The 23,901-nt window shown below is 72.3% G+C and carries 22 protein-coding genes; 11 read left to right on the top strand and 11 right to left on the bottom strand.

Features of this window, described 5'->3' with window-relative positions:
* Nucleotides 1–4: 4 nt before the first annotated feature.
* The 7 genes from pheT to infC form a co-directional block, all read right to left on the bottom strand.
* Nucleotides 5–2,506, bottom strand: a complete 2,502-nt coding sequence (gene pheT, locus ACH4E7_RS14995) for a phenylalanine--tRNA ligase subunit beta (RefSeq protein ID WP_396249464.1) — start codon at nucleotides 2,504–2,506, stop codon at nucleotides 5–7.
* Nucleotides 2,506–3,627 (bottom strand): phenylalanine--tRNA ligase subunit alpha, encoded by a 1,122-nt coding sequence (gene pheS / locus ACH4E7_RS14990; RefSeq protein ID WP_396249463.1) that lies wholly within the window; start codon nucleotides 3,625–3,627, stop codon nucleotides 2,506–2,508. The genes pheT and pheS overlap by 1 nt, the downstream gene beginning before the upstream one ends.
* Before the next feature lie 287 nt (nucleotides 3,628–3,914).
* Nucleotides 3,915–5,018, bottom strand: coding sequence for an ATP-binding protein (locus ACH4E7_RS14985; protein ID WP_396249462.1), 1,104 nt, complete (start codon nucleotides 5,016–5,018; stop codon nucleotides 3,915–3,917).
* A 117-nt stretch (nucleotides 5,019–5,135) separates the two neighbouring features.
* The gene (locus ACH4E7_RS14980; RefSeq protein WP_396249461.1) at nucleotides 5,136–6,002 is read right to left on the bottom strand and encodes a TrmH family RNA methyltransferase; all 867 of its coding nucleotides are present in this window, start codon (nucleotides 6,000–6,002) and stop codon (nucleotides 5,136–5,138) included.
* A 125-nt stretch (nucleotides 6,003–6,127) separates the two neighbouring features.
* A complete protein-coding gene (rplT, locus tag ACH4E7_RS14975; RefSeq protein WP_396249460.1) occupies nucleotides 6,128–6,523 on the bottom strand; it encodes a 50S ribosomal protein L20 in 396 nt (131 codons plus the stop codon).
* Nucleotides 6,524–6,631: 108 nt separating this feature from the next.
* A complete protein-coding gene (gene rpmI, locus ACH4E7_RS14970) occupies nucleotides 6,632–6,826 on the bottom strand; it encodes a 50S ribosomal protein L35 (protein WP_030286227.1) in 195 nt (64 codons plus the stop codon).
* Between the two features lie 140 nt (nucleotides 6,827–6,966).
* Nucleotides 6,967–7,692: a translation initiation factor IF-3 gene (gene infC, locus ACH4E7_RS14965; RefSeq protein WP_396249621.1), complete on the bottom strand. Its 726-nt coding sequence runs from the start codon at nucleotides 7,690–7,692 to the stop codon at nucleotides 6,967–6,969.
* Nucleotides 7,693–8,153: 461 nt separating this feature from the next.
* On the opposite strand from infC, the gene ACH4E7_RS14960 reads away from it, so the two are divergent.
* Nucleotides 8,154–8,531 carry a DUF1844 domain-containing protein gene (locus ACH4E7_RS14960; protein ID WP_396249459.1) on the top strand — a complete coding sequence of 126 codons (378 nt, stop codon included), beginning with the start codon at nucleotides 8,154–8,156 and terminating at the stop codon, nucleotides 8,529–8,531.
* Nucleotides 8,532–8,599: 68 nt separating this feature from the next.
* Here ACH4E7_RS14960 and ACH4E7_RS14955 read toward each other — a convergent pair whose 3' ends face one another.
* Nucleotides 8,600–9,373, bottom strand: a complete 774-nt coding sequence (locus tag ACH4E7_RS14955; protein ID WP_396249458.1) for an SseB family protein — start codon at nucleotides 9,371–9,373, stop codon at nucleotides 8,600–8,602.
* A 91-nt stretch (nucleotides 9,374–9,464) separates the two neighbouring features.
* On the opposite strand from ACH4E7_RS14955, the gene ACH4E7_RS14950 reads away from it, so the two are divergent.
* Together ACH4E7_RS14950 and ACH4E7_RS14945 are read left to right on the top strand one after the other, a co-directional pair.
* Nucleotides 9,465–10,682 (top strand): alanine racemase, encoded by a 1,218-nt coding sequence (locus ACH4E7_RS14950; protein ID WP_396249457.1) that lies wholly within the window; start codon nucleotides 9,465–9,467, stop codon nucleotides 10,680–10,682.
* Nucleotides 10,683–10,937: 255 nt separating this feature from the next.
* Complete coding sequence (locus ACH4E7_RS14945) at nucleotides 10,938–11,858, top strand: lytic polysaccharide monooxygenase (protein ID WP_396249456.1); 921 nt, start codon at nucleotides 10,938–10,940, stop codon at nucleotides 11,856–11,858.
* Between the two features lie 135 nt (nucleotides 11,859–11,993).
* Here the strand turns inward: ACH4E7_RS14945 and ACH4E7_RS14940 are convergent, their stop codons facing one another.
* The 3 genes from ACH4E7_RS14940 to ACH4E7_RS14930 all read right to left on the bottom strand — a co-directional run bounded on the left by ACH4E7_RS14940 (nucleotide 11,994) and on the right by ACH4E7_RS14930 (nucleotide 15,831).
* Nucleotides 11,994–13,115, bottom strand: a complete 1,122-nt coding sequence (locus ACH4E7_RS14940; protein WP_396249455.1) for a DUF2510 domain-containing protein — start codon at nucleotides 13,113–13,115, stop codon at nucleotides 11,994–11,996.
* A gap of 115 nt (nucleotides 13,116–13,230) precedes the next feature.
* Nucleotides 13,231–14,028: a 3-oxoacyl-ACP reductase gene (locus tag ACH4E7_RS14935; protein ID WP_396249454.1), complete on the bottom strand. Its 798-nt coding sequence runs from the start codon at nucleotides 14,026–14,028 to the stop codon at nucleotides 13,231–13,233.
* A gap of 417 nt (nucleotides 14,029–14,445) precedes the next feature.
* Nucleotides 14,446–15,831, bottom strand: coding sequence for a glutamine synthetase family protein (locus ACH4E7_RS14930; protein ID WP_396249453.1), 1,386 nt, complete (start codon nucleotides 15,829–15,831; stop codon nucleotides 14,446–14,448).
* Between the two features lie 155 nt (nucleotides 15,832–15,986).
* On the opposite strand from ACH4E7_RS14930, the gene ACH4E7_RS14925 reads away from it, so the two are divergent.
* From ACH4E7_RS14925 to ACH4E7_RS14890, 8 genes are all read left to right on the top strand, one after another.
* Nucleotides 15,987–16,715 carry a gamma-glutamyl-gamma-aminobutyrate hydrolase family protein gene (locus tag ACH4E7_RS14925; RefSeq protein ID WP_396249452.1) on the top strand — a complete coding sequence of 243 codons (729 nt, stop codon included), beginning with the start codon at nucleotides 15,987–15,989 and terminating at the stop codon, nucleotides 16,713–16,715.
* 359 nt (nucleotides 16,716–17,074) lie between these two features.
* Nucleotides 17,075–18,136, top strand: a complete 1,062-nt coding sequence (locus tag ACH4E7_RS14920; RefSeq protein WP_396249451.1) for a cation diffusion facilitator family transporter — start codon at nucleotides 17,075–17,077, stop codon at nucleotides 18,134–18,136.
* Between the two features lie 59 nt (nucleotides 18,137–18,195).
* Nucleotides 18,196–19,098 carry a 5'-3' exonuclease H3TH domain-containing protein gene (locus tag ACH4E7_RS14915; protein ID WP_396249620.1) on the top strand — a complete coding sequence of 301 codons (903 nt, stop codon included), beginning with the start codon at nucleotides 18,196–18,198 and terminating at the stop codon, nucleotides 19,096–19,098.
* A gap of 132 nt (nucleotides 19,099–19,230) precedes the next feature.
* Entirely contained in the window at nucleotides 19,231–19,887 is a 657-nt protein-coding gene (locus tag ACH4E7_RS14910; RefSeq protein ID WP_396249450.1) for an HAD family hydrolase, read from the top strand.
* A 125-nt stretch (nucleotides 19,888–20,012) separates the two neighbouring features.
* On the top strand, nucleotides 20,013–21,221 hold the full coding sequence (locus ACH4E7_RS14905) for a helix-turn-helix domain-containing protein (RefSeq protein WP_396249449.1): 1,209 nt from the start codon (nucleotides 20,013–20,015) through the stop codon (nucleotides 21,219–21,221).
* Nucleotides 21,222–21,402: 181 nt separating this feature from the next.
* Nucleotides 21,403–21,900 (top strand): hypothetical protein, encoded by a 498-nt coding sequence (locus ACH4E7_RS14900; protein ID WP_396249448.1) that lies wholly within the window; start codon nucleotides 21,403–21,405, stop codon nucleotides 21,898–21,900.
* 37 nt (nucleotides 21,901–21,937) lie between these two features.
* Nucleotides 21,938–22,387, top strand: coding sequence for an ATP-binding protein (locus tag ACH4E7_RS14895; protein WP_396249447.1), 450 nt, complete (start codon nucleotides 21,938–21,940; stop codon nucleotides 22,385–22,387).
* A 138-nt stretch (nucleotides 22,388–22,525) separates the two neighbouring features.
* Nucleotides 22,526–23,743: a hypothetical protein gene (locus tag ACH4E7_RS14890; protein ID WP_396249446.1), complete on the top strand. Its 1,218-nt coding sequence runs from the start codon at nucleotides 22,526–22,528 to the stop codon at nucleotides 23,741–23,743.
* Nucleotides 23,744–23,901 lie beyond the last annotated feature (158 nt).

Raw genomic sequence — 23,901 nt, 5'->3', positions numbered from 1 at the left:
GCGCTCAGGCGCCGCGCAGCACCGCGCCGGTGCGGGCGACGGCCTCGGCGACGGCCGCCTCGCGGGCGGCGGTGGCCTCATCGGCGGTCAGGGTGCGGTCGCCGGCGCGGAAGCGCAGCGCGTACGCCAGCGACTTCTTGCCCTCACCCACCTGCTCACCGGTGAACACGTCGAACAGCCGGATGGCCTCCAGCAGTTCGCCCGCGCCCGCGCGCAGCGCGGCCTCGACCTCGGCGGCCGGGACGGCGGTGTCGACGATCAGCGCGACGTCCTGGGTGGCCACCGGGAAGCCTGAGACCGCCGGGCCGTTGACCTTCTCCGGGCCGTCCGCCGTCAGCAGGTCGATGTCGAGCTCCATGGCCGCCGACCGGGCCGGCAGCCCCAGCGCCTTGACCACGCGCGGGTGCAGCTCACCGGCGTGGCCGACCACCCGGTCGGTACCGGCGACGACCAGCTCGGCGCAGCGGCCCGGGTGCCAGGGCGCGCGCTGCCCCTGGCGGACGGTCAGCTCGACACCGGCCGCGCGGGCCACCGTGCGGGCCGCCTCGACGGCGTCCGCCCAGGAGGCCTGGGCGCCCTTGCCCCACCAGCCGGAGGGCAGCCGCTCGCCCGCGAGGGCGACGGCGACCCGGCGCGGCTGGTCCGGCAGCGCGGCGTCCAGCGCGGCCAGCTCCGCGTCGCTGGGCCGGTGCTCGACCGACGGGCGCGGGGCCACGGTCAGCTCGTCCTTGGGCAGGAAGACGGTGCCGGTCTCGAAGACCGCCAGGTCGGTGTTGCCCCGGCCGATGTTGCGGCGCAGCGAACCGAGCAGGCCCGGCAGCAGCGTGGTGCGCAGCGCCGGCTCCTCGTCGTTGAGCGGGTTGACCAGCTTGACCGTGCGACGGCGGCGGTCCCCCGCCTCCAGGCCGAGCGCCTCGAAGGCGGCCTCGCCGAGGAACGGGTAGTTGTTGACCTCGACGTAGCCGGCCCCGGCCAGCGCGACGCCGATCCGGCGGTGGGTGCGCTGGGCCTCGGTCAGGCCCTTGCCCGGCGGGACGTCGGGCATCCGGGCGGGCACGTTGTCGTACCCCTCCAGCCGGATGACCTCCTCCGCGAGGTCGTACGGGTCGGTGAGGTCGGGCCGCCAGGTCGGCGGGGTGACCTCCAGGACGTCGGCGCCCGCGACCGAGCAGCCGATCTCCTGCAGGCGCCGGGTGACGGTCTCGCGGCCGTACTCGGTGCCGGCGACCCGGTCGGGCAGGTCGGCGGCGATGGTGATGGTGCGCACCGGGTGCGGGGCGGCGATGTCGGTGACCCCGGCCTCGGCGGTGCCGCCGGCGATCAGCACCAGCAGGTCGACGGCGCGCTGCGCGGCGGCGCGGGCGGCCTCCGGGTCGACGCCGCGCTCGAAGCGCTTGGACGCCTCGGAGGGCAGCTTGTGCCGCTTGGCGGTGCGGGCGATCGAGACCGGGTCGAAGTGCGCCGCCTCGATGATCACCTCGGTGGTGCCCGGGCCGGCGGCCGGGTCGAGGATCTCGGTGGAGGCGCCGCCCATGACCCCGGCCAGACCGATCGGGCCGCTGTTGTCGCAGATCAGCAGGTCCTCGGCGACGAGCTTGCGCTCGACGCCGTCGAGGGTGGTGAGGATCTCGCCCTGCTCCGCCCGGCGGACCGTGATCGGGCCGTCGACGCGCTGCTTGTCGTAGGCGTGCAGCGGCTGGCCGACCTCCAGCATCACGTAGTTGGTGATGTCGACGGTCAGCGAGATCGGGCGGATGCCCGCCTTCTGCAGGCGGCGCTGCAGCCAGATCGGGGACTTGGCGTTCGGGTCGACGCCGACGACCGTACGGGCCACGAAGCGGTCGCAGCCGGCGGGGTCGTTGACCTTGACCAGGTAGCCGAAGGAGTTGGCCGGCGGCACGTCGAGCAGCGCCGGGTCGGCCAGCGGCAGCCCGTACGCGGCGGCGGCCTCGCGGGCCACACCGCGCATGGACAGGCAGTAGCCGCGGTCCGGGGTGACGGCGATGTCGAGCACCTCGTCGACGAGCTGGAGCAGCTCGATGGCGTCGGTGCCGGGCTCGTACTCGGGCGGGAGCACGAGGATGCCGCCGTGGTCGTCGCCCATGCCGAGCTCGCGGGTGGAGCAGATCATGCCGGCCGAGGTCTGGCCGTAGGTCTTGCGGGCCGCGATCGGGAACGGGCCGGGCAGCACCGCGCCCGGGAGCACGACCACGACCTTGTCGCCGACGGCGAAGTTGGTCGCACCGCAGACGATCTCCTGCGGCTCGCCGGTGCCGTTGGCGTCGCCGACGTTGACGAAGCAGTGCCGGATCGGCTTCTTGAAGCCGGACAGCTCCTCGATGGAGAGCACCTCGCCGACCACCAGCGGGCCCTTGAGGTCGGCGCCGAGCTGCTCGACGGTCTCGACCTCCAGGCCGGCCCGGACCAGACGCTCGGCCACGTCACGGCCGGTCTCGCCGGCCGGCAGATCGACGTACTCGCGCAGCCAGGAAAGCGGGACGCGCATCAGATCTCCATCCCGAACGGGAGGGTGAAGCGCACGTCACCCTCGACCATGTCGCGCATGTCGGCGACGTTGTGACGATTCATCAGGATCCGCTCCAGGCCCAGGCCGAAGGCGAACCCGCTGTAGCGGTTCGGGTCCACGCCGCAGGCGACCAGCACCCTGGGGTTGACCACGCCGCAACCGCCGAGCTCGATCCAACCCTCGGAGGAGCAGGTGCGGCACGGGCGGTCCGGGTTGCCGACGCTCTCGCCGCGGCACACGAAGCACTGCAGGTCGATCTCGGCGCTCGGCTCGGTGAACGGGAAGTACGAGGGGCGCCAGCGCAGCTCCAGGCCGCCGCCGATCAGCTTCTCGACCAGCACCTCGATGGTGCCCTTGAGGTCGGCGAAGGTGATGCCCTCGTCGACGGCGAGGCCCTCGACCTGGCGGAACACCGGGGTGTGGGTGGCGTCCAGCTCGTCCGTCCGGTAGACCCGGCCGGGGCAGACCACGTAGACGGGGGGCTCGCGGTCGAGCATGGTGCGGGCCTGGACCGGGGAGGTCTGGGTGCGCAGCACTACGCCGGAGTCGGCGGAGCCGTCCGGGGCCTGGACGAAGAAGGTGTCCTGCATCGAGCGGGCCGGGTGGTCCGGGCCCAGGTTGAGGGCGTCGAAGTTGAGCCACTCGGCCTCGACCTCGGGGCCCTCGGCGACCTGGTAGCCCATCGCGACGAAGGTGTCCTCGATGCGCTCGGCCAGCGTGGTCAGCGGGTGCCGGGCGCCGCGCGGGGCGCGGTCGTACGGCAGCGTGACGTCCACCGCCTCCTCGACCAGCACGCGGGCGTCACGCTCCGCCTCCAGCTCGGCCTGCCGCTTGGCGAGCGCCTGGTTGACCGCGCCGCGGGCCTGGCCGATCAGCTTGCCTGCGGCGGCCTTGGCGTGCGGCGGAAGGGCGCCGATCTCGCGGTTGGCGAGCGAGAGCGCGGAGCGGTCGCCGGTGTGGGCGACCTTGGCCTGCTTCAGCTCGTCCAGGGTGCCGGCGGCGGCGAAGGCGGCGATCGCCTCGTCCCGCGCCTGCTCCACCACCTCGGGCTTGAGGGCCTCGACCTCGACCGGGTCGTACGACTTGTTGGGTGCCGACATCTCTATCTTTCCCGTGCTCCTGCTCGTCCGTGCTCAGGTGTGTGGGGCTCGCCTTCGCGTCACGCCCGGCGGGGCCGGGGCGCGGGCAGCCGATCTCCGTTCACCGGACGGCTCACGGGGAGACCGAAGGGCTAACGGGGAGTGGTGTCCGCGGCACAGCCGCACAGGGCGTTGCGCAACGCCAAAGGTCGAGTGTAGTCGCAGCGCGTAGCGCGGCTGCCGTGAAGCCCGTCCGACGGGACCCCGGTGCCCTCTCAGAGCGTGCTGTGCTTGTCGTGCATCCTCTGTCAGAGCATGAAGTCCGGAACGCCGGCGGGCAGGATGAATCGGAACCGGGCCCCGCCGCCGGGCGCGCGGCCGACCCGGATCGAGCCGCCGTGGGCCTCCACGATGCCCTTGACGATATAGAGCCCGAGGCCGGTGCCGCCGCGCTTGGAGCCCCGCCAGAAGCGGGTGAAGACGCGCGGCATCGACTCCTCGGGGATGCCGCTTCCTTCATCGCTCACGGTGACCGCGGTGCCTTCCACGATGCGGGGCGGAGTGCCGGAGCGCTCCCAGACGGGCGCCTCGACGACCTCCTTGGCGGGTGCCACCTCGATCGTGACAGTTCCCTCGCCGTGACGCACCGCGTTTTCCAGCAGGTTGGCCAGCACCTGGTCGACCTTGTCCGGGTCGGCCCACAGCACGGTCAGCGGCTCGCTGATCCGGATGTCGAAGCGCTCCTCGGGGATGCCGGTGGCGACCTTGCGCTCGACGTGCCGGCGCACCGCGGCCGCCAGGTCGACCACCTGCTTGCGCAGCTCCAGCCGCCCGGCGTCGATCCGGGAGATGTCCAGCAGCTCGGCGATCAGCCGGGTGACCCGGTCGGCGTCGGCGTCGACGGTCTCCAGCATCAGCCGCTTCTGCCCGTCGGTGAACCGCTCCCACTTGGCCAGCAGTGTGGCCGTGAAGCCCTTGACGCTGGTCAGCGGGGAGCGCAGCTCGTGCGCGACGGTGGCGATCAGCTCGGCGTGGCTGCGCTCGGTGCGGCGCCGGGCCTCGGTGCCGCGCAGGGCGATCACCAGGCGCTCCAGCGGCCCTCCGGGCCCGGTCCGGACGTACCGGGCGGAGACCAGCACCTCGCGGCCGCCGGGCAGCAGCAGGTTGCGCTCGGGCTGGCGGGTGCGGATGGCCAGGCCGCCGTACGGGTCGGTCAGCTGCCACCAGCGGCGGCCGTCCAGGTCCTCCAGCGGGAGGACGTCCTCCAGCGCGCTGCCGAGAGCGGCCTCCGGGAGCACGCCGGTGAGCCGGGCCGCGGCCCGGTTGAAGCAGACCACCCGGCCCAGCGCGTCGGCGACCACCAGGCCGTCCGGCAGGTCGTCCGGGTCGAGCTCGGGCCCGTTGCCGACCATGGGTTGCCTCCCCGATTACCCACCGTGCCGTTCCCCCCACCGAGGCAGACCCTAGCGCCTCGCAGGCCCCGACAGTAGGGCTTGCAGCGTGGCGATCCGGGCGCGCCCCGGGGCGTGTCAGCCGTTCGAGCGGCAGCCGCCGGGCGAACGCTGCGCCCGCGCCGAGGCGTACAGGCACACGGCGGCCGCGGTGGCCAGGTTGAGGCTCTCGGCGTGCCCGTGGATCGGGACGCGCACGACCTCGTCGGTGAGCGCCCGGGTCTCCTCCGGGAGCCCCCACGCCTCGTTGCCGAACACCCACGCGCCGGGCGCTCCAAGGGTGCCCTCGTCGAGCTCCTGGTCCAGGTCACGCTCCCCCGCGCCGTCCGCGGCGAGCACCCGGACGCCGGCCTCGCGCAGCTTCCCGACCGCCTCCTCGACCGGCACGCCGACCGCCACCGGCAGGTGGAACAGGCTGCCGACGGAGGCCCGGACGGCCTTCGGGTTGTAGAGGTCCACCGAGGCGTCGGTGAGCACCACGGCGTCCGCGCCGGCCGCGTCGGCGGTGCGCAGCACGGTGCCGGCGTTCCCGGGGTCGCGCACGTGGGCGAGGATCGCCACCAGCTTGGGCCGGGCCTTGAGCACCTCGGCGAACGGGGTGTCGATGAAGCGGCAGAGCGCCACGATGCCCTGCGGGGTCACCGTGTCGCAGATCCCGGCGATCACCTCGTCGGTGGCGGTCAGCACCGGCAGCCCCTCGTTCAGGGCGGCCTCGACGATGTCCGCGTGCCGCTCGGCGGCCTCCAGGCCCACGTACACCTCGACCACCGCGTGCTCGGCCGTCCCCGGCAGCTTGCCGAAGGCGACGGCCTCCCGGACGGCCTGCGGGCCCTCGGCCAGGAAGCGGCGCTCCTTGGTGCGCTGGTTCCGCTTGGCCAGCCGGCGGGCGGCGACGACGCGCGGCGAGCGCAGGGAGGTGAGCAGGGGGGTGTCGGTGCTCGGCATGGTCTCGTTCTCTGGAGGCGCTGACGCTGGAGGTGCTGACGCTGAAGGTGCTGGGAGGCGGAAAGCAGAACCGGACCCGCAGGAGAGCCTGCGGGTCCGGTCAGAGCTCAACCGATCTCGGAAGATCAGGCGGCGTCCGCGGCGGCCTTCGGGGCGTTCACGTCGGCCGGCAGCGCCTTCCGGGCGACCTCGACCAGGGAGGCGAACGCACCCGGGTCGTTGACGGCCAGGTCGGCCAGCATCTTGCGGTCGATCTCGACGCTGGCGGCCTTCAGGCCCTGCACGAAGCGGTTGTAGGTGATGCCGCTGGCACGGGCCGCAGCGTTGATGCGCTGGATCCACAGCTGACGGAAGTCGCCCTTGCGCTTCTTGCGGTCGTTGAAGTTGTAGACCAGCGAGTGGGTGACCTGCTCCTTGGCCTTGCGGTACAGGCGCGAACGCTGGCCACGGTAGCCGCTGGCGCGCTCCAGGATGACCCGGCGCTTCTTGTGGGCGTTGACTGCCCGCTTGACGCGTGCCACTTGATTACTCCTTGGGTTGGACCACGGACTACTTCACGTGGTCCGTCATTCGAATGGGTCGGGAAGGATCAGCTGCCCCGCACCGGCTCGCACCGGGCGGGAAGGCGATCACTTGCCGAGAAGCTTCTTGATCTTCTTGGCGTCAGCGGGGGCCATCTCGACCGTCCCGGCCAGCTTGCGGGTCAGCGTCGAGGGCTTGTGCTCCAGGAGGTGGCGGCGGCCGGCGCGCTCGCGCAGCACCTTGCCAGAGCCACTGATCTTGAAGCGCTTGCTGGCGCCACTGTGCGTCTTCTGCTTCGGCATTTCGCCGTATCTCCTCGTCAGTCCCGTCCACGCCCGCGCGACCTGCGCCGCGCGGGCGTGAACTGGATGGATCTGCGGTGACCGGGCGGGACGCCCTGTCACCCTGGGGGCCGACCCCGGACTGCCGTGAGCCTTACGGCTCAGGCGCCCTGGGGAGCGGCCGGCTGCTCGACCGGAGCGTCGGCCTCGGGGGCCTCCGCCTCGGCCGGGGCGTCCTGCACCTCGGTCACGACGTCGATCTCGGCGTCGGTCTCGGCGTCGTCCGCGGGGGCGGCGTCGGAGCCGGGGGTCCGGCCCAGCCGCTCGGCCTTGCGGGCGTCCGCGAGGGCGCGGGCCTCGGCCATCGCCTCGGTCTTCTTCTTGTGCGGGCCAAGAACCATGATCATGTTCCGGCCGTCCTGCTTCGGCGAGGACTCGACGAAGCCCAGCTCCTGGACGTCGTCGGCGAGCCGCTGCAGCAGACGGAAGCCCAGCTCGGGGCGGGACTGCTCACGACCGCGGAACATGATCGTGATCTTGACCTTGTCGCCCTGCTTGAGGAACCGGACGACGTGACCCTTCTTGGTGTCATAGTCGTGCGGGTCGATCTTCGGCCGGAGCTTCATCTCCTTGATGACCGTGTGCGCCTGGTTCTTGCGCGCCTCACGGGCCTTCATGGCCGACTCGTACTTGAACTTGCCGTAGTCCATGAGCTTGCACACCGGCGGCCGGGCGGTCGCCGCGACCTCGACCAGGTCGAGGTCGTACTCCTGCGCGAGCTCCAGCGCCTTGGCAAGCGGCACGATGCCGACCTGCTCGCCGCTGGGACCGACGAGTCGCACCTCCGGGACGCGAATCCGGTCGTTGATGCGGGGCTCGGTGCTGATGGGGCCTCCTCGGTTGCACCTTCTGCGATGCGGCCGTCGGACGGCGGTCGCACGTAGTGGACTCGACCACTGGGCGGGGCTTCATTCGAGCTGCGCTGCCCGGAACCTCTCGGCACCGTGTGCACCGCGACACGAAAAAAGCCCCGCTCGGTACAAGCGGGGCTCCACACAACCGGGGGCGGCACCCCGTGAGGGGTGCTGCGGCGACTCGGCGCCGTGGCGCCCGTCGCGGACCGGGACCCGTCGACCGTGAGGCCGATCAGGTGGGAGACTTTCGCGGTTGCCCTCTCGGGCCTCCTTGCAGTGGAGCCTCCACTTGCTGGCCAGGTGCCCATACGGGATCCCGGCCGGTCAGTCTCGAAGCATACAGCGCCGGGGGGTCGAAAGCTATTCCGCCCCTCCGCGCAACCCCCTTGTACGCTCCAGGGGTACGCAGACCGGCACGACGGAACGAGCCCCCCTTGAGCAGCGAGCCCACCCAGACCCCCGGCGCCGACGACGAGGCGCTCGGCTTCGACGACCTGACCCGGGACATCGCCGAGGTCCCGGCCGTCGAGGTGATCACCACCGTCGCGGTGCACCTGATGAGCGCCGCCGCGGTCAAGTGCGGCCTGGCCGAGGGCGGCGAGAAGGACAAGGACCTCGACGAGGCCCGCAAGCTGATCACCGCGCTGGCCGGGCTGGTCACCGCCGGCGCCCCGGAGATCAGCAACTTCCACGCCGCGCCGCTGCGCGACGGCCTGCGCTCGCTGCAGCTGGCCTTCCGCGAGGCGTCCATCGTCCCGGACGCGCCGGGCACCGGGCCGGGCGAGAAGTTCACCGGGCCGGTCTACTCCTGACCGGAATCACCTGTGGCCTCCCACTCACCCCCGGAATTCCGGGGGTGAGTGGGAGGCCACAGTCGGTCCTACCGCCGGTACAGCGCCTCCCCCGGCAGCTGCGTGCTCGCCGGGAGCACCGCGAGGTCCAGCCCCCGGTCCAGCCGCACCCGCAGCACCGGGTCCCCGGCCACCGCCCGGCCGACCCGCTGCGCGGCCGCCTGCAGCCCCGGCTGGTCCAGCGCCGGGTCGAAGACCACCGCGAGCACCCCGTCCGAGTCCTCCGAGGGCGCCAGCAGCCCACTGACCACCTGCGGCTCGGCCGCCAGCAGCGCCCGGACCGCCTCGCGCACCTCCGGGTCCGTCACCGGCGGCAGGTACGGGCGGTTCTCCGCCAGCGCCCGCAGCCGGGCGCCGGCCAGCAGGAAGGGCACCGGCCCGGCCGGGTCGATCAGCAGGGTGTCGGCACGCTCGGAGAAGGCCACCATCGCGGCCTGCGGGGCCGCCGTCGGCGCCGGACGGGCGTCGGCCCGCCAGCGGGTGAGCGTCTCCAGTGACGTGAAGGCCGGCAGCGCGCGGCGCCCGTCCGGGGCCTCCAGCACCGGGACTGCCATGTCACTGGTCTTGTCGTGCCGGTGTCCGTGCTCGTCCACCTCGACCTCGCCGAGGATGGCGACGATCGGGACCATCAGCCGGGTCGGGGTCAGCGCCGCCAGCACCTCGGGCTCGGCCGTACGGGCCTGCGACCAGCGGGCGAGGGCCGCGGCCAGCGCCGGGTCCGCCGCGCCGTCGTCGTCGGAGAAGCCGGGATTCGGGATGCTCTTGCCGACGAACGCCGGGTTGGAGAAGTCTTTGCGGTCCACCCGGCCGACCCTATGCCACCGCGAGCCACCGCCCGCATTTCCCTGCACGCGCCCTCTACCCACCGGTAAGGCGCTGTGGCACCCTGCGCGCATGGTGATGCTCGACGCTCCCGCGCCCGCCCCGGTCTCCGACCGCCACCGGTACGACCGGGCCACCGCCCACCTGGACGGACCGGTGGCCGTCGTGGACCTCGCCGCCTTCGACGCCAACGCCGCCGACCTGGTGCGCCGGGCCGGCGGGAAGCCGATCCGGGTGGCCGGCAAGTCGCTGCGCTGCCGGGCGCTGCTGGAGCGGGCGCTGGCCGTGGACGGCTTCCTCGGGGTGATGAGCTTCACCCTGGACGAGTCGCTCTGGCTGGCCCGTACCGGCGTGCGCGACATCCTGCTCGCCTACCCCTCCACCGACCGGGCCGGCTACGCCGAGCTGACCGCCGATCCCGGGCCGGCCCGCGAGATCACCGTCGTCCTGGACGACCCGGCCCAGCTGGACCTGATCGACAAGGCCCGCTCCGGCGACGCCGAGGTGCGGGTCTGCCTGGAGCTGGACACCGCGCTGCACCTGCTCGGCGGGCGGGTCCGGGTGGGCGCCCGGCGCTCGCCGCTGCGCACCCCGGAGCAGTTGGTCGCCTTCGCCGAACTCGTCCAGCGCCGCCCGGGTTTCCGGGTGGTCGGCCTGATGGCGTACGAGGGGCACATCGCCGGGGTGGGCGACCTGGTGCCGGGACGGCCGGTGCGCTCGCGGCTGATCCGGCTGATGCAGGGCCGGGCGCGGGCCGAACTGGCCGAGCGGCGCGCGGCGGTGGTCCGGCGGCTGCGGCAGGTGGCGGAGCTGGAGTTCGTCAACGGCGGCGGCACCGGCAGTGTGGAGTCCACCGCGGCCGAGCGGGCCGTCACCGAGGTGGCGGCCGGCTCCGGGCTGTACCAGCCGCAGCTGTTCGACAACTACCGGGTGTTCCGGGGCCGTCCGGCCGCACTGTTCGGCCAGCCGGTGGTGCGCCGCCCCGGGGTCGGGGTGGTGACGGTGCTCGGCGGCGGCTACCCGGCCTCCGGCGCGGCCGGGCCGGACCGCTCGCCGGTGCCGTACCTGCCGCCGGGGCTGCGCTACGACCCGATGGAGGGTGCGGGCGAGGTACAGACCCCACTGCTCGGCTCGGCCGCGGACGACCTGCTGATCGGCGACCGGGTCTGGTTCCGGCACGCCAAGGCGGGCGAACTGTGCGAGCGCTTCGCGGAGTTGCACCTGATCGAGGGCGACCGGATCGTGCGGACCGTGCCGACCTACCGGGGCGAGGGGAAGACCTTCCTCTGACCGCCGGTCGCCCTTTCGGCAGCCTTAAGCGGGCCCGATGGAACACCTAACCCCGGTGTCCCGTCGGGCCTTTGCGCTGTTCCAGGGCCTACAGTCCGTCAACAGGAGCGGCACGCAAGGCTATTGCCATCTGGTCCAGACCAATCCTACGCTCTGGCCGGGGCCCGCGATCCGGGCCGAGCGGCCCCCGAACGGGCAGGCGTGTCCGCTCTCCCCCACACCCGCCCGGAACGACGGTCAAGGAGTCCCCACCCCATGTCCATCAAGCGAAGTGCCCTGTCCGTCGGCGTGGTCGGCGCCGCGGTGCTCGCGGTGGCCGCGACCACCGCCGGTACCGCCAGCGCCCACGGCACGATGACCAACCCCGTCAGCCGGGTCGCCGCCTGCTACGCCGAGGGCCCGGAGCACCCGGTGTCGCAGGTCTGCAAGGACCTCGTCGCCGCGAGCGGCACCCAACCGCTGTACGACTGGAACGAGGTCAACATCGCCAACGCCGCCGGGAACCACCAGGCGCTGATCCCGGACGGCCGGCTCTGCTCGGCCAACCGCGACAAGTACGCGGCGCTGGACTGGCCGCGCACCGACTGGCCGGCCACCCCGGTCAGCGCGGGCGACTTCACCTTCCGGTTCCGCACCACCGCGCCGCACGTCGGCACCCAGACCGTCTACCTCACCAAGCCGGGCTACGACCCGACCAAGCCGCTGAAGTGGTCGGACCTCGACCCGACCCCGGTGGCCCAGGTGCAGGTCGACCGCACCGCCGTCAACGGGTACTACACCTACTCGGGCACCCTGCCGCAGCGCACCGGCCGCCAGCTGCTCTACATGATCTGGCAGCGCAGCGACAGCCCGGAGGCGTTCTACAGCTGCTCCGACGTCGACTTCGGCGCGCCGACCACCGCCGGCGCCCCGGCCGTCTCCTCGCTCGCCGCCCCGGCCGCGCCCGACGACGCGCAGATCGCCGCCGACGCGCCCAAGTCCACGGTCGCCCACCACGGCCACGGCGGGGACCCGAACGCCCCGGCCGGCCGGCCGATCCCGACCACCTCCGCAGCCGTGGCCGGCACCTCGGCCACCGGTCCGCTGCTGCTGGCCGGCGCCGCCGCGATCGGCGTCGGCTGGGCGGGCATGGTGCTCCGGCGCCGTCGCGTCGAGGCTGTTCGACGCGACTCCTGACGCCGGACGCGGGGCCGGGCCGGCCCACCCCCGTCCGGTCCCGGTTCCGCGGCTCCCCCGGGGAGCCGGGATGAACGGCGGCCCACCCGGAGGGATTCCTCCCGGGTGGGCCGTCGCGGTGTGAGGAGCGGGGGCTCAGGTGGTCGAGGTCCCCGAGTCATCGGGAGCGCCCGAACCGCCGGAGCCGCCGCCACTGCCGCCACCCGGCATCCCCGGGAGGCCGGGGATGCTCGGGATCTTGCCCTTGTAGTCGGCGATGCCCTTGACGATGGTGTCCATCACCGCGACGTCCGGCGCCTTGTCGGCGATGTCGAAGCCGAAGTGCACCGAGACCAGCGTCTTGCCGTCGGTGGACGGGAAGACCACGGTCTCCACGTAGCCGTTGTTGCCCTTGGCCGCGTCCACCTTCCAGCGGACCAGGTAGCCGTCCTGCCCGTTGACCTTCACGGCCTCGGACTTGAGCTCCTGGTGACCGGTGAGGTCGCCGTAGGAGTCCTTGGCGGTCTTCTCGATGTCCGCCTTGGCCGCCGCCTGGGCGTCGGTGCCGCCGCCGTCGATCCGGCCGGTGGTCACCCCGCCGAGGGTGCAACTGCCGGTGCCGTCCGCACAGGTGTACGAGCCGACGGTGAGTGCGGCGAAGCCGTCCTTGGTGTGGCCGGCCTGCCAGCCGGAGGGCACCGGCAGGCTGAGCTTGTTCACCAGGTCGATCGCCTTCCCGGCGCCCGGCTTGGACTTCCCGCCGCCGTTACCGTTACCACCGCTGCCGCCGCTGCCGCCGCCCGGGAGGCCGCCGAACGGCCCGCCGTCGTCGTTCGGCACCGGCAGCTGACGGGCGCTGGGCGCGGTGCGGTCCTTGTCGTGGCCGTCCATCGCGAGGTAGGTGATCCCCGAGCCGGCGCCCAGGCCGAGCAGGGCGGCGACGGCGGTCGCCACCACGAGCCTGGAGGGCTTGCGCCAGGCCTTGCGCGGCGGCTTGGCGGGCTCGCCGAAGGAGCCGTAAGCCGCGCCGAAGGGCGGCGGCTCCGGGTAGCGGACCGTCGGGCCGCTCTCCAGGACCTCGCCCTCCAGCACCGTGGGCTGCTCCGCCGTTCCCGCCCCCGGAGCCGCTGCGGCCGGGGCCTCCGGCTGTGGGGCGTCCGAGGGCGCGGGCCGGGTGTCGGCCGTCCAGCCCCTGCCGTCCCACCAGCGCTGCGGTCTCGGGTCACTGGTGGTGTCCTTCGGGTCCGGGTACCACCCGGCGGGAATCTGCTCACTCACAACAGAGAATCTAAAGGGAGCCGGATAAACGCGAAATCAGCGCAGCCGCGAATTCCCGCGGTTTTCGATGAGATTACGGTGAGAAGCCCACGACCCGGCCCGGCGCGCCCAGGGCCTACAGCGGGGTGACGTACGCCCCGGCGATGCCGCCGTCCACCAGGAACTCGCTCGCGGTGATGAACGAGGAGTCGTCGCTGGCCAGGAAGGCCACCGCGGCGGCGATCTCCTCGGCCCGGGCGAAGCGGCCGAGCGGAATGTGCACCAGCCGGCGGGCCGCCCGCTCCGGGTCCTTGGCGAACAGCTCGCGCAGCAGCGGGGTGTCCACCGGCCCGGGCGAGAGCGCGTTCACCCGGATCCCCTCCCGTGCGAACTGCACGCCCAGCTCTCGGGACATCGCCAGCACCCCGCCCTTGGAGGCGGTGTAGGAGATCTGCGAGGTGGCCGCGCCCATCCGGGCCACGAAGCTCGCGGTGTTGATGATCGAGCCCCGCCCGTGCCGGCGCATGTACGGCAGCGCCGCCTTGCAGCACAGGTAGACCGAGGTCAGGTTGACCTCCTGGACCTTGCGCCAGGCGTCCAGGCCGGTGGTCAGGATGGAGTCGTCCTCCGGCGGCGAGATGCCCGCGTTGTTGAACGCGACGTCCACGCTGCCGTAGGTCTCGTACGCCTCGTCGAACAGCGCCTCGACCATGTACGGGTCGGTGACGTCTGTGTGCACGAACAGCCCGCCGACCTCCTTGGCGGCCGCCCGCCCGGTCTCCTCGTCCAGGTCCGCGCAGACCACCTTGGCACCCTCGGAGGCGAGCCGGCGGGCGGCGGCCAGGCCGATCCCGCTGCCCGCGCCGGTGACCACGGCGGTACGGCCGACCAGACGGCGGCAGACCGTCTCGTCCTTCCCGGGCTTCTCGCTCATCGGGCTCCTACTCCTCGCTTTGACATCCTCCCCCGGCCGAAGCCGGGGGATTCCAACACCGGTGGGGTGTTGAGGTTCACGGGCACTCGACCGCTGGCTCGGCGTTGCCCCTCCGGTACCGGAAGGTGTCTTCCGGGGCCTTGCGGCCTGTCCTACCGCGACGTTGGCTGCTGCGCTGGTGTCCGCGCTGCAGGTGAAGCCGCAGAATACGCATGCGAAGTCGGCTTGGCTCTTGCACGACTTCTTCTCGATCCATCCGCAGGCACTGATGCACATCAGGTGACACACCGTCATCCTAGCGGCACACAAAGACAGCGCGATCGAGTTCACGTTACGCATCCCCGACAACCTGCACGCCCAGCCCGCCGATCAGGCGACCACCGACCGCCGGTCCCTCAACTCCGATTCGGTCACGGCTCACATCCGTTCGAAGGATCGGTAGCGCTCCCAGTCGGTGACGGCCCCGTCGTAGGCGGCCTGCTCGACCCGGGCCATGTTCAGGTAGTGCTCGACCACGTCGTCGCCGAAGGCCGTGCGGGCCAGTTCGCTCTCCGCCCACAAGTCGGCGGCCTCGCGCAGCGATCCGGGCACCCGGACGTACTCCTCCACCGCGTAGGCGTTGCCCAGGCAGGGCGCGGGCAGGTCGAGCTTGCGCTGCAGGCCGTACAGGCCGGCCGCGATCATGCCGGACACCGCGAGGTACGGGTTGACGTCGCCGCCGGGCACCCGGTTCTCCATCCGCAGCCCCGGGCCGTGACCGACCACCCGGTAGGCGCAGGTGCGGTTGTCCCGGCCCCAGGCGACGGCGGTCGGGGCGAAGGAGCCGGGGCGGTAGCGCTTGTAGGAGTTGATGTTCGGCGCGTACAGCAGGCTGAACTCGCGCAGGGCGAGCAGCTGTCCGGCCAGGAAGTGCCGCATGGTGTCGGTCATCCGGCCGTCCCGGTCGGCGAAGGCGGGGGCGCCCACCGCGTCACGCAGGGACAGGTGGATGTGGCAGCTGTTGCCCTCGCGCTCGTCGTACTTGGCCATGAAGGTGAGCGCGCAGCCCTGTTGGGCGGCGATCTCCTTGGCCCCGGTCTTGTAGACGCTGTGCTGGTCGCAGGTGGTGAGGGCGTCGGCGTAGCGGAAGGCGATCTCGTGCTGGCCGAGGTTGCACTCGCCCTTGGCGGACTCGACGGTCAGCCCGGCGCCGGCCATCTCGTTGCGGATCCGGGACAGCAGCGGCTCGACCCGGGCGGTGCCCAGCATCGAGTAGTCCACGTTGTAGAGGTTCGCCGGGGTCAGGCCGCGGTAGCCGCCGAGCCAGGCCTGCTCGTAGGTGTCGCGGAACACCAGGAACTCCAGTTCGGTGCCGATGTCGGCGGCCAGGCCGTACTCGGCGAGCCGGGCGATCTGGCGGCGCAGCAGCTGGCGCGGGGCGGCGTCCACCGGGTGGCCGCCGTGCCGGGCCAGGTCGGCGGTGACCTGGGCGGTGCCGGGCTGCCACGGGGTCAGCCGCAGGGTACCGAGGTCGGGACGCATCGCGAAGTCGCCGTATCCGGTGGCCCAGGAGGAGAAGGCGTAGCCGTCCACGGTGTTCAGGTCCACGTCCACGGCCAGCAGGTAGTCGCAGGCCTCGGCGCCCTTCTCGGCGACCTCGTCGAGGAAGAACCGGGCGGCGAAGCGCTTGCCCTGCAGCCGGCCCTGCATGTCGGTGAACGACAGCGCGACGGTGTGCACCTCGCCGGCGTCCACCAGGGTGCGCAGCTCGTCCAGGGTCAGCGGCGGCCGGGGCGGTGAGCCCGCGGCGGCGTTCTCGGGCATGGCGGAACCCTCCCCATCGATCACTCTTCGAGTTCAGGCAGTCACAGCGAACCGTACGGCCTGCGGCTCGCGGGGCGGAAGAGGGCGGGCGGGTGTGGCGCGCCGATGCGCGTGATTGACGTGGGATCAAACGGTGCGGGAGGAGAATGCGCGCCATGGATCGCAGGCCTTTGATCGGTGTCAGCACCTACCTGGTGGACGCTAGTTGGAGCGACTGGCGGGGCCGCCGGGTCGCCCTGGTACCCGAGCGGTACACCGCGTACGTCCGGAACTCCGGCGGGATCGCCGTCCTGCTGCCGCCCGACGCCCCCGAACGCGCCCCCGAGGTGCTCGCCCGGCTGGACGCCCTGGTGATCGCCGGCGGGCCGGACATCGACCCGGCGTACTACGGCGAGCCGGCGCACCCGTTGACGGAGGTGGACTCGCCGGAGCGGGACGCCTGGGAGGTCGCGCTCCTGCGGGGCGCGCTGGCGGCGGGGATGCCGGTGCTGGGGATCTGCCGGGGGATGCAGGTGCTGAACGTGGTCTGCGGCGGGACGCTGGTGCAGCACCTGCCGGACGTGGTCGCGGTGGACGTGCACGGCGGGTCGCCGGGGGTCTACGGCGCGCACCTGGTGCGGCCGGTGCCGGGGACGCTGCTGGGCGGGCTGCTGCCGGAGAGCGAGTTGGAGGTGCCGAGCTTCCACCACCAGGCGGTGGACCGGCTGGGGGCGGGCCTGCGGGTGAGCGCACTCGCCCCGGACGGGACGGTGGAGGCGGTGGAGGGGCCGGGGTTCACGGTGGGGGTGCAGTGGCATCCGGAGCAGGGGGACGATCTGCGGGTGATGCGGGGCCTGGTGCGGGCCGCCACCGCGGCGGCGCTGGACGCGGTGGCACTGGGGTGAACCCGGCCGGGCGCGGGCCCGGGGCATGGGCCGCAACTGGCCACGGGGAAAGAGTTTTTGGGTCAGCTGTTCCCCGCGCCCCGTGCCGGGGCGCGGGGAACGTCGCGTTCAGCCGCGTTCAGGACCGCAGTGTCGGCACCGGCGACGGGAGGTGCTCGGCGGCCGCCGGCAGGGTGGGGAGCATGCGAGTGGCGCGGGCGGCACCGCCGTACGGGGAAGGACATCCGAAGGACATCCGAACGGCAACGACAACGGTCACCAGTACAGCCTTTGGATCTTTGTCGATTCTGCGGTTCACTTCGAGTGCGGGGCGATCGCCCCCCCGTCACCGACCACACGTCCGCCCGGAGAGGACTTCGATGGCCCGGCACGAGCATTCCCACGATGATCATGCACATGACCACCAGCACTCGCACGGCCACGGACACGGACACGGACACGGGGGCCACGGCGGCCACTCGCACGGTGTCGCCGCCGACGCCGACCGCCGCTGGCTGGTCAGCGCCCTCGCCCTGATCGTCGTCTTCATGGCCGGCGAGGTCGCGGTCGGCTTCGCCGCCCAGTCGCTGGCCCTGATCTCCGACGCGGCGCACATGCTCACCGACGCCGCCTCGATCGTGCTGGCCCTGGTCGCTATGCGGCTCGCCGCCCGCCCGGCCCGCGGCGGCTACACCTACGGGCTCAAGCGGGCCGAGATCCTCTCCGCCCAGGCCAACGGCGTGACCCTGCTGGTGCTCTCGGCCTGGCTGGGCTACGAGGCGATCACCCGGCTGATCGAACCGCCCGAGGTCACCGGCTCATTGGTGCTGGTCACCGCGCTCATCGGGATCGTGGTCAACCTGGCCGCTACCTGGTGCATGTCGAAGGCCAACCGCAGCTCGCTGAACGTCGAGGGCGCCTTCCAGCACGTGCTGACCGACCTCTACGCCTTCATCGCCACCGCCGTCGCCGGCGCGGTCATGCTGACCACCGGCTTCGCCCGGGCCGACGCGATCGCCTCGCTGATCGTGGTCGCGCTGATGCTCAAGGCGGGCATCGGGCTGGTCCGGGACTCCGGGCGGATCTTCCTGGAGGCCGCCCCGGCCGGGATCGACCCGGACACGGTGGCCGACCGGCTGGTCGCCGAACCGCTGGTCGAGGAGATCCACGACCTGCACATCTGGGAGATCACCTCCAACCAGCCGGCCCTGTCCGCCCACATCCTGGTGACCCCCGGCGGCGACTGCCACGCCGTCCGGCGCTCGCTGCAGCGCCGGCTGGCCGAGGAGTACGGCATCACCCACAGCACGCTCCAGGTCGACCACGTCGGCGAGGACGAGGCGGGCGCGCTGCTGCAGATCACCGCCCCGGGCGATTCGGCCGCCGAACACTGCGCCGACGCCCACGGTCCGGTGCACCGCGCCGGCCCACACGAGCACTGAGAACCAGCTGTCCGTCACCCCCGTACGGCATGATCTGAGGCGTGACCGCACCGCGACTGATGCTGCTCGACTCCGCCAGCCTGTACTTCCGGGCCTACTTCGGCGTACCGGACACCCTGCGCTCGCCGCAGGGTGAGCCGGTCAACGCCGTCCGCGGCCTGCTGGACTTCATCGCCCGGCTGGTCCAGGACCACCGCCCCGACGAACTCGTCGCCTGCATGGACGCCGACTGGCGCCCCCAGTGGCGGGTGGACCTCGTCCCCTCGTACAAGACCCACCGGGTCGCCGAGGCCGCCGAGGACGGCGAGGAGGAGGTGCCGGACACGCTGGCCCCGCAGGTCCCGGTGATCGAGCAGGTGCTCGACGCGCTGGGCATCGCCCGGGTCGGCTCGCCCGGCTACGAGGCGGACGACGTGATCGGCACCCTCACCGCCCGCGCCAAGGGCCCGGTGCAGATCGTCACCGGAGACCGCGACCTGTTCCAACTCGTCGACGACGCCCGGCAGATCACCGTGCTCTACCCCGTCAAGGGCATGGGCAACCTGCAAGTCACCGACGACGCCCTGCTGCTGGAGAAGTACGGCGTCCGCGGCGCGCAGTACGCCGACATGGCGGCACTGCGCGGCGACCCGTCCGACGGCCTGCCCGGCGTCAAGGGCATCGGCGAGAAGACCGCCACCCAGCTGATCAACGAGTACGGCGACCTCGCGGCCATCCGCGCCGCGGCGCTGGACGTGAGTTCCAGGCTCACCCCGGCCCGCCGCCGCAACATCGTCGAGGGCGCCGCCTACCTCGACGTCGCCCCCACCGTCGTCCGGGTGGCTCAGGACGCCCCGCTGCCCGACTTCGACCCGGCCCTCCCCCACGAGCCGCTGGACCCGATGACCCTGGAACACCTCTCCACCCGCTGGGGCCTCGGCACCTCCCTCGACCGCGTCCTGGAGGCCCTGGCCGCGCGCTGAGCGCCGCGATGGGGCCCGCACGAGCGATCTCGTGCGGGCCCCGATCATCTGTTCTCACGCGGCGGCGAGTTCGGCGGCTCAATGGGCGAGTACCTTCGCCGTACTGCGACGCACCGAGAAGGGGAACTCATCATGGCGCAACCGGCTGTGCCCGGCACGCTTCCGTCCACGTACCGAGGCTTGATCCTCGACTTCGCCGGCGTCCTCACCACGGATGCTCTCGCTGTGCACCGCGAGTGGTGCGTAAGCCAGGGACTCGACCCCGAGGCCTGGCGCCGCACGCTGAACACGCACCCGGTCGTCCGGCAGCTTTACGCGGACCTTGAGCGCGGCACCCTCAGCCAAGCAGACTGGAACCGACAGACCGCGCCGTACCTCGGACTGACCGAGCACGAGAACCTGATGGGCCGAGCGTGGGCTGGCGTCCGGCCGGCGGCCGACATGGTGGCCCTCGCCAAAGCCGCCCGGGAAGCCGGCTACATGGTCGCCATGCTGTCCAACAGCTTCGGCCTGGACCCCTATGACCCGTACGCCGCCTGCGGCGTGTGGGACCTGTTCGACGTCACGGTGATCTCCGAGCGCGAGGGAATCGCCAAGCCTGACCCGGCGATCTACCAGCTGACGCTGGACCGCATAGGTTTGCCGGGCGAGGCGTGCGTGTTCGTAGACGACCACCCGGTGAACCTGCCGCCAGCCGAAGCGCTCGGCATCACCACGGTCCTCGCCGACGGTCAGCCTGGCACCTCCGCCCGGGTGGCGTCCCTGCTTGGCATCGGCGCCTGCGTCTGACCTGCGGCAGGCCGACCACCGCCCCGCACGTCAACTGGCCTACGGGGCATAACCGTTCTATGTCACACCCGCACCCTGTGGGAGTACCGTCACAGGAAGGCCACAACCTGGGACGGAGTCAGCCAATGACCCTGTGGGCGGAACGGACCACGGCGGAGCGTGTCAAGATCCTGCGCGGCAGGGAGGTGACGCAGGAGAACTTGGCAGAGAAGTCGGGCGTGTCCCTCGGCACGATCCGGAAGCTCGAACAGGGCGGCAGCCTGTCGCTGCCGTCGCTGATGAAGGTAGCCGCCGGCCTCGGCACGGACGTGTCGGTGATCCTCGGCCAGCAGTCCCCGCGCCGGGGCATGGACCTGGACGAACGCTCGGCCCTGCGGGCGGTGTCGGCGGCCGTGCACGACACCGGCCTTGGCATCGGCACCGACGTGGAGCCCGGCAGCCTGGAGGACCTGCGGGACGCCGCGCGGCGCGCTGACGCCGCGTTCTGGAGCGGCCGCTACGTGGAGCTCGGCGCGCTCCTGTCCGCCCTGCTGCCCGAGGCGCGGGCGCTGTTCGACGCCGCCGGACCGGACCGGCGCGAGGCCGCCGGCGGCGTCCTCTCCGACGCGTTCCAGACCGCCGCCGTCATGGCCAACATTCTCGGCGCCCGCGACCTCGGATACACCGCGATCACCCACGGCCGCAACGTCGCCGACCAGGTCGGTGACGACCTTCGGTCCGCCCACCTGATGGCGTCGCTGTCGTGGATCTGCCTGCGCGACGGCCATACCTCCAAAGGCGTTCACGTCGCCCAGCAGGCCGCCGCCAAGGTCGAGCCGCGTATGTCCGACAGTGACCCGGACCGGCTCAGTGTGTACGGACAGCTCGTCACGAACGCCGCCGTCGCCGCGTCCCGAGGCGGGGCGAGCGCGGACACCGCCCGGGACTTTTTGAGCCAGTGTCACGCCGTTGCGGCCCGAATCGGCCGCGAGCACGCCCGAGGCAACCAGGGCCAGCCCTTCGGCCCGTCCTACGCCGCTACGCAGGCCGTGTCGGTGGCGATGGCGCTCGGCGACACCGCCGGCGCACTGCGCTGGATCGAGACGACCCGTCTCGACACAAACATGCCGCTGTCCACGCGGGCCAGGTTTCACCTGGACATCGCGCTGACACGCACCGAGACGCGGCAGTGGGAGGCTGCCGCCGCCGAGTTGAAAGAGGCGTGCCGGATCGCCCCGAGGTGGGTCCGGCACCAGGCTCTTCCGGGGGTGATCACGGACCGGATCGCGGACGTGTCGATGTCCATGGCGCGGAGCGTTGCGCAGGCCGCCGGCGTCCCTCTGGTGGTCAGGTAGCGCCACGTCGTGACGTGGTGGTCCGTGAGCTTCGGAAATACGCGGCTACCACGCCCCGTGGCGCCCGGCCGCCGTGACGGGCGCGGGTACCACGGAGCGTGGTGGTCGGCGGTGGGTGACTTCGTCGGCTACCACGACCCGTGTATTCACCGACAGTGATCGTTCGATGACAGTGGTCGGCATGACCAGTGACCACCCCCGACCCGTCGGCCGCGTCCCCGTCGCCATCTACATCTGCGTTGGTGACGCACCAGCCGCCGATCTCATCGCCGCCCATGTCCGTACGTTCGCCGAGGCCTGTCAGTGGCCGGTGGCCGTGCTCTCCGTGGACAGCGACCCCGCGCAGCCCCTGATGGCCCGGCCCGGCTGGCAGGCCGTGACCGACGCCCTGTCTGAGCAGACGGTCGTCGGCGTTGTTACCTGGACCCGCGACATGGTCCACGACGACCCCATGGCCAGCCCGAGCCGGCATGCGGCCGCCTTCGACCGGCTCGCCACCGTCCTGCGCGAACGCGGCACGTTCCTCGCCGCCGCCCACCCCGGCGCCGTCGCGGTGCCGCTGCGCCGCTCCCCCGGCGACCACTGGCGCCGGCGCGAGCTCGCGTCCTCGGCCGCCGGCCTGTTCACCCCCCGTCGCGCGGCCGGACTCGGCACCGACCCGAGGGACACCGGATGCTGACCTGGCCGACCACCGCGCGCCCCACATGGGGCCAGCGATGACCACTACCTCTGAACGGACCCCACCGGCCGCAGATACGCCCCCGGCCGCCCTGCCGGCTCCGGCCACCATCCGGCTGCCTTACGCCCCGCAATCGGCCCGCGACGCCCGCCGTCTGGTCAGCGCCAAGCTCACCGAGTGGGGCCTGCCCAACCTGGCAGACGACGCGGAGCTGATCATCTCCGAGCTGGTGGGCAACGCGGTGCGGACCGGCTGCCAGACTCACATGGTCGTCGCCGTACTCCGCCCCACAGCCGGCACCGTGCGCCTACTGGTCTCCGACGGCTCGGCGTCCCCGCCCGTACAGATCGACGCCGGCCCCACCGCCGAGTCCGGCCGGGGCCTGACCCTGGTTCACCACCTGACGAACGGCAAGTGGGGCGTCCAGCTCTGGCCTCGGGGCAAGGTCGTCCACGCCGACCTAGCCGTGCCGGACGACCGCGCCTGACGGCGCCCAAGACTCCGCCCGCTGTTCTAGGCGGATCCGGCGCCGGCCGCGTGCATCCCCCGAGCAGCGGCCGGCACCCCAACAACCCCTGATCGCGAACACCACCCGAAGGAGACGGCCGTGTTCCTGCCCTATGCCGTGATCGAGCAGCTGACCGACGCGCAGGTCAAGAGCTGGGAACAGCACTTCGCCGGCGATGGCCACGAGCGCCCCCGCTCCATCGAGGAGGGAATCTGGCGCCGAACGCAGGACGCCGCTAACGCAGCACAGTCCGGCTGGTCGGTGGACAATGCCGGGCGCCGCCGGGTCGTCCACTACCGCTACCTGTACGGGCTCGACTACACGTTCCCTGTCCCGCGCCTGGTCCTGTCGGACCTGTACCTGTTCCACTCCTGCACCGCCCCCGCCGACGAGATCGCTGCGTACCTGCGGCAGATCGGCGTGTGGCTCGGCCGAGGCAACTGGCGCTCGAAGGGCGATGGTGTGTGGGCGAAAGGTGACCTGCGCCTTAGCGTCGCCGATTACGACGACCATCCGCAGGACGAGCGCGCCGGACGTCTCACCCCGGCGGGCTTCCGGTCTGTCGATCTGTCTTTCATCTCGGAGGACTTCAAAGTCCCGCGCACCGTGCGGAATCTACCGTGGGACGTCCTCGCGGGCGGCATGCGGGTCAAGGACCAGCGCGGAGAGCCCACGATCACGCCCGACCTCACGCCGATCCTGGACTACCTGCCGTTTCAGGTCGAAGTCGGCTGCGGCACGTCCATCGAAGCCGGTATCCCACCGCTGCATTACCTGCACGAGGTGTACCGGGTCACCGACCGCCGCGACAACGCCCTGACGCAGTCGCACGCCTTCACCCTCAGTCCCGAGGCCGACACGCTGGTGCCCGAGATGCTGCTCAGCGCGGACACCAAGGCGCCCGACCTGGTCGCCATGTTCCGCGCGTGCTTCCTCGCCGAGCCGACGGCCGCGCACCGCGCGCTCAAGGCCCTGCACACCGCCGGACACCTGGTCGGCCCCGTGATCACGCACAACTTCGACACCCTCTCCGCGCGGGCCGGGCTGCCCGAGGTGTTCGTGCGCCGCTACGACCAGAAGATTCCGCCGGTGCCGCTGCTGCCCGAAGCTCGCTCCCTGCTGGTCATCGGCCTGCATGCCGACCGGCGCGCGGTCCAGCAGCGTGCCCGCGACACGGGGATGCGGATCTTCTACGTGGACCCCGAAGGGCTGGTGGAGAACGGCACCTTCAAGCCCTACCCGATCGAGGGAGCCCGCACCGGCGACGTCATCGTGCGCCAGGACGCCATCCCGGCCCTGATCCAACTATGCGAGCTACTGAACATCACGGTGTGACACGGCGTCACATACCGTCCGGATCAAGGCCTTCGGGCCGGTAGCGTCGCGGGGGGGGCCCCCCCCCGGCGCCCCCCCCCCCCCCCCCCAAAACCCAACAACCCGGTAAGGGGGGGACCGATAGGGGCGGGGGCCCCCCCGCACCCCCCCCCCCCCCC

The sequence above is a fragment of the Kitasatospora sp. NPDC018058 genome, from assembly GCF_044327205.1.
GTDB lineage: Bacteria > Actinomycetota > Actinomycetes > Streptomycetales > Streptomycetaceae > Kitasatospora.
This window is presented reverse-complemented; position numbering and strand designations above follow the sequence as displayed.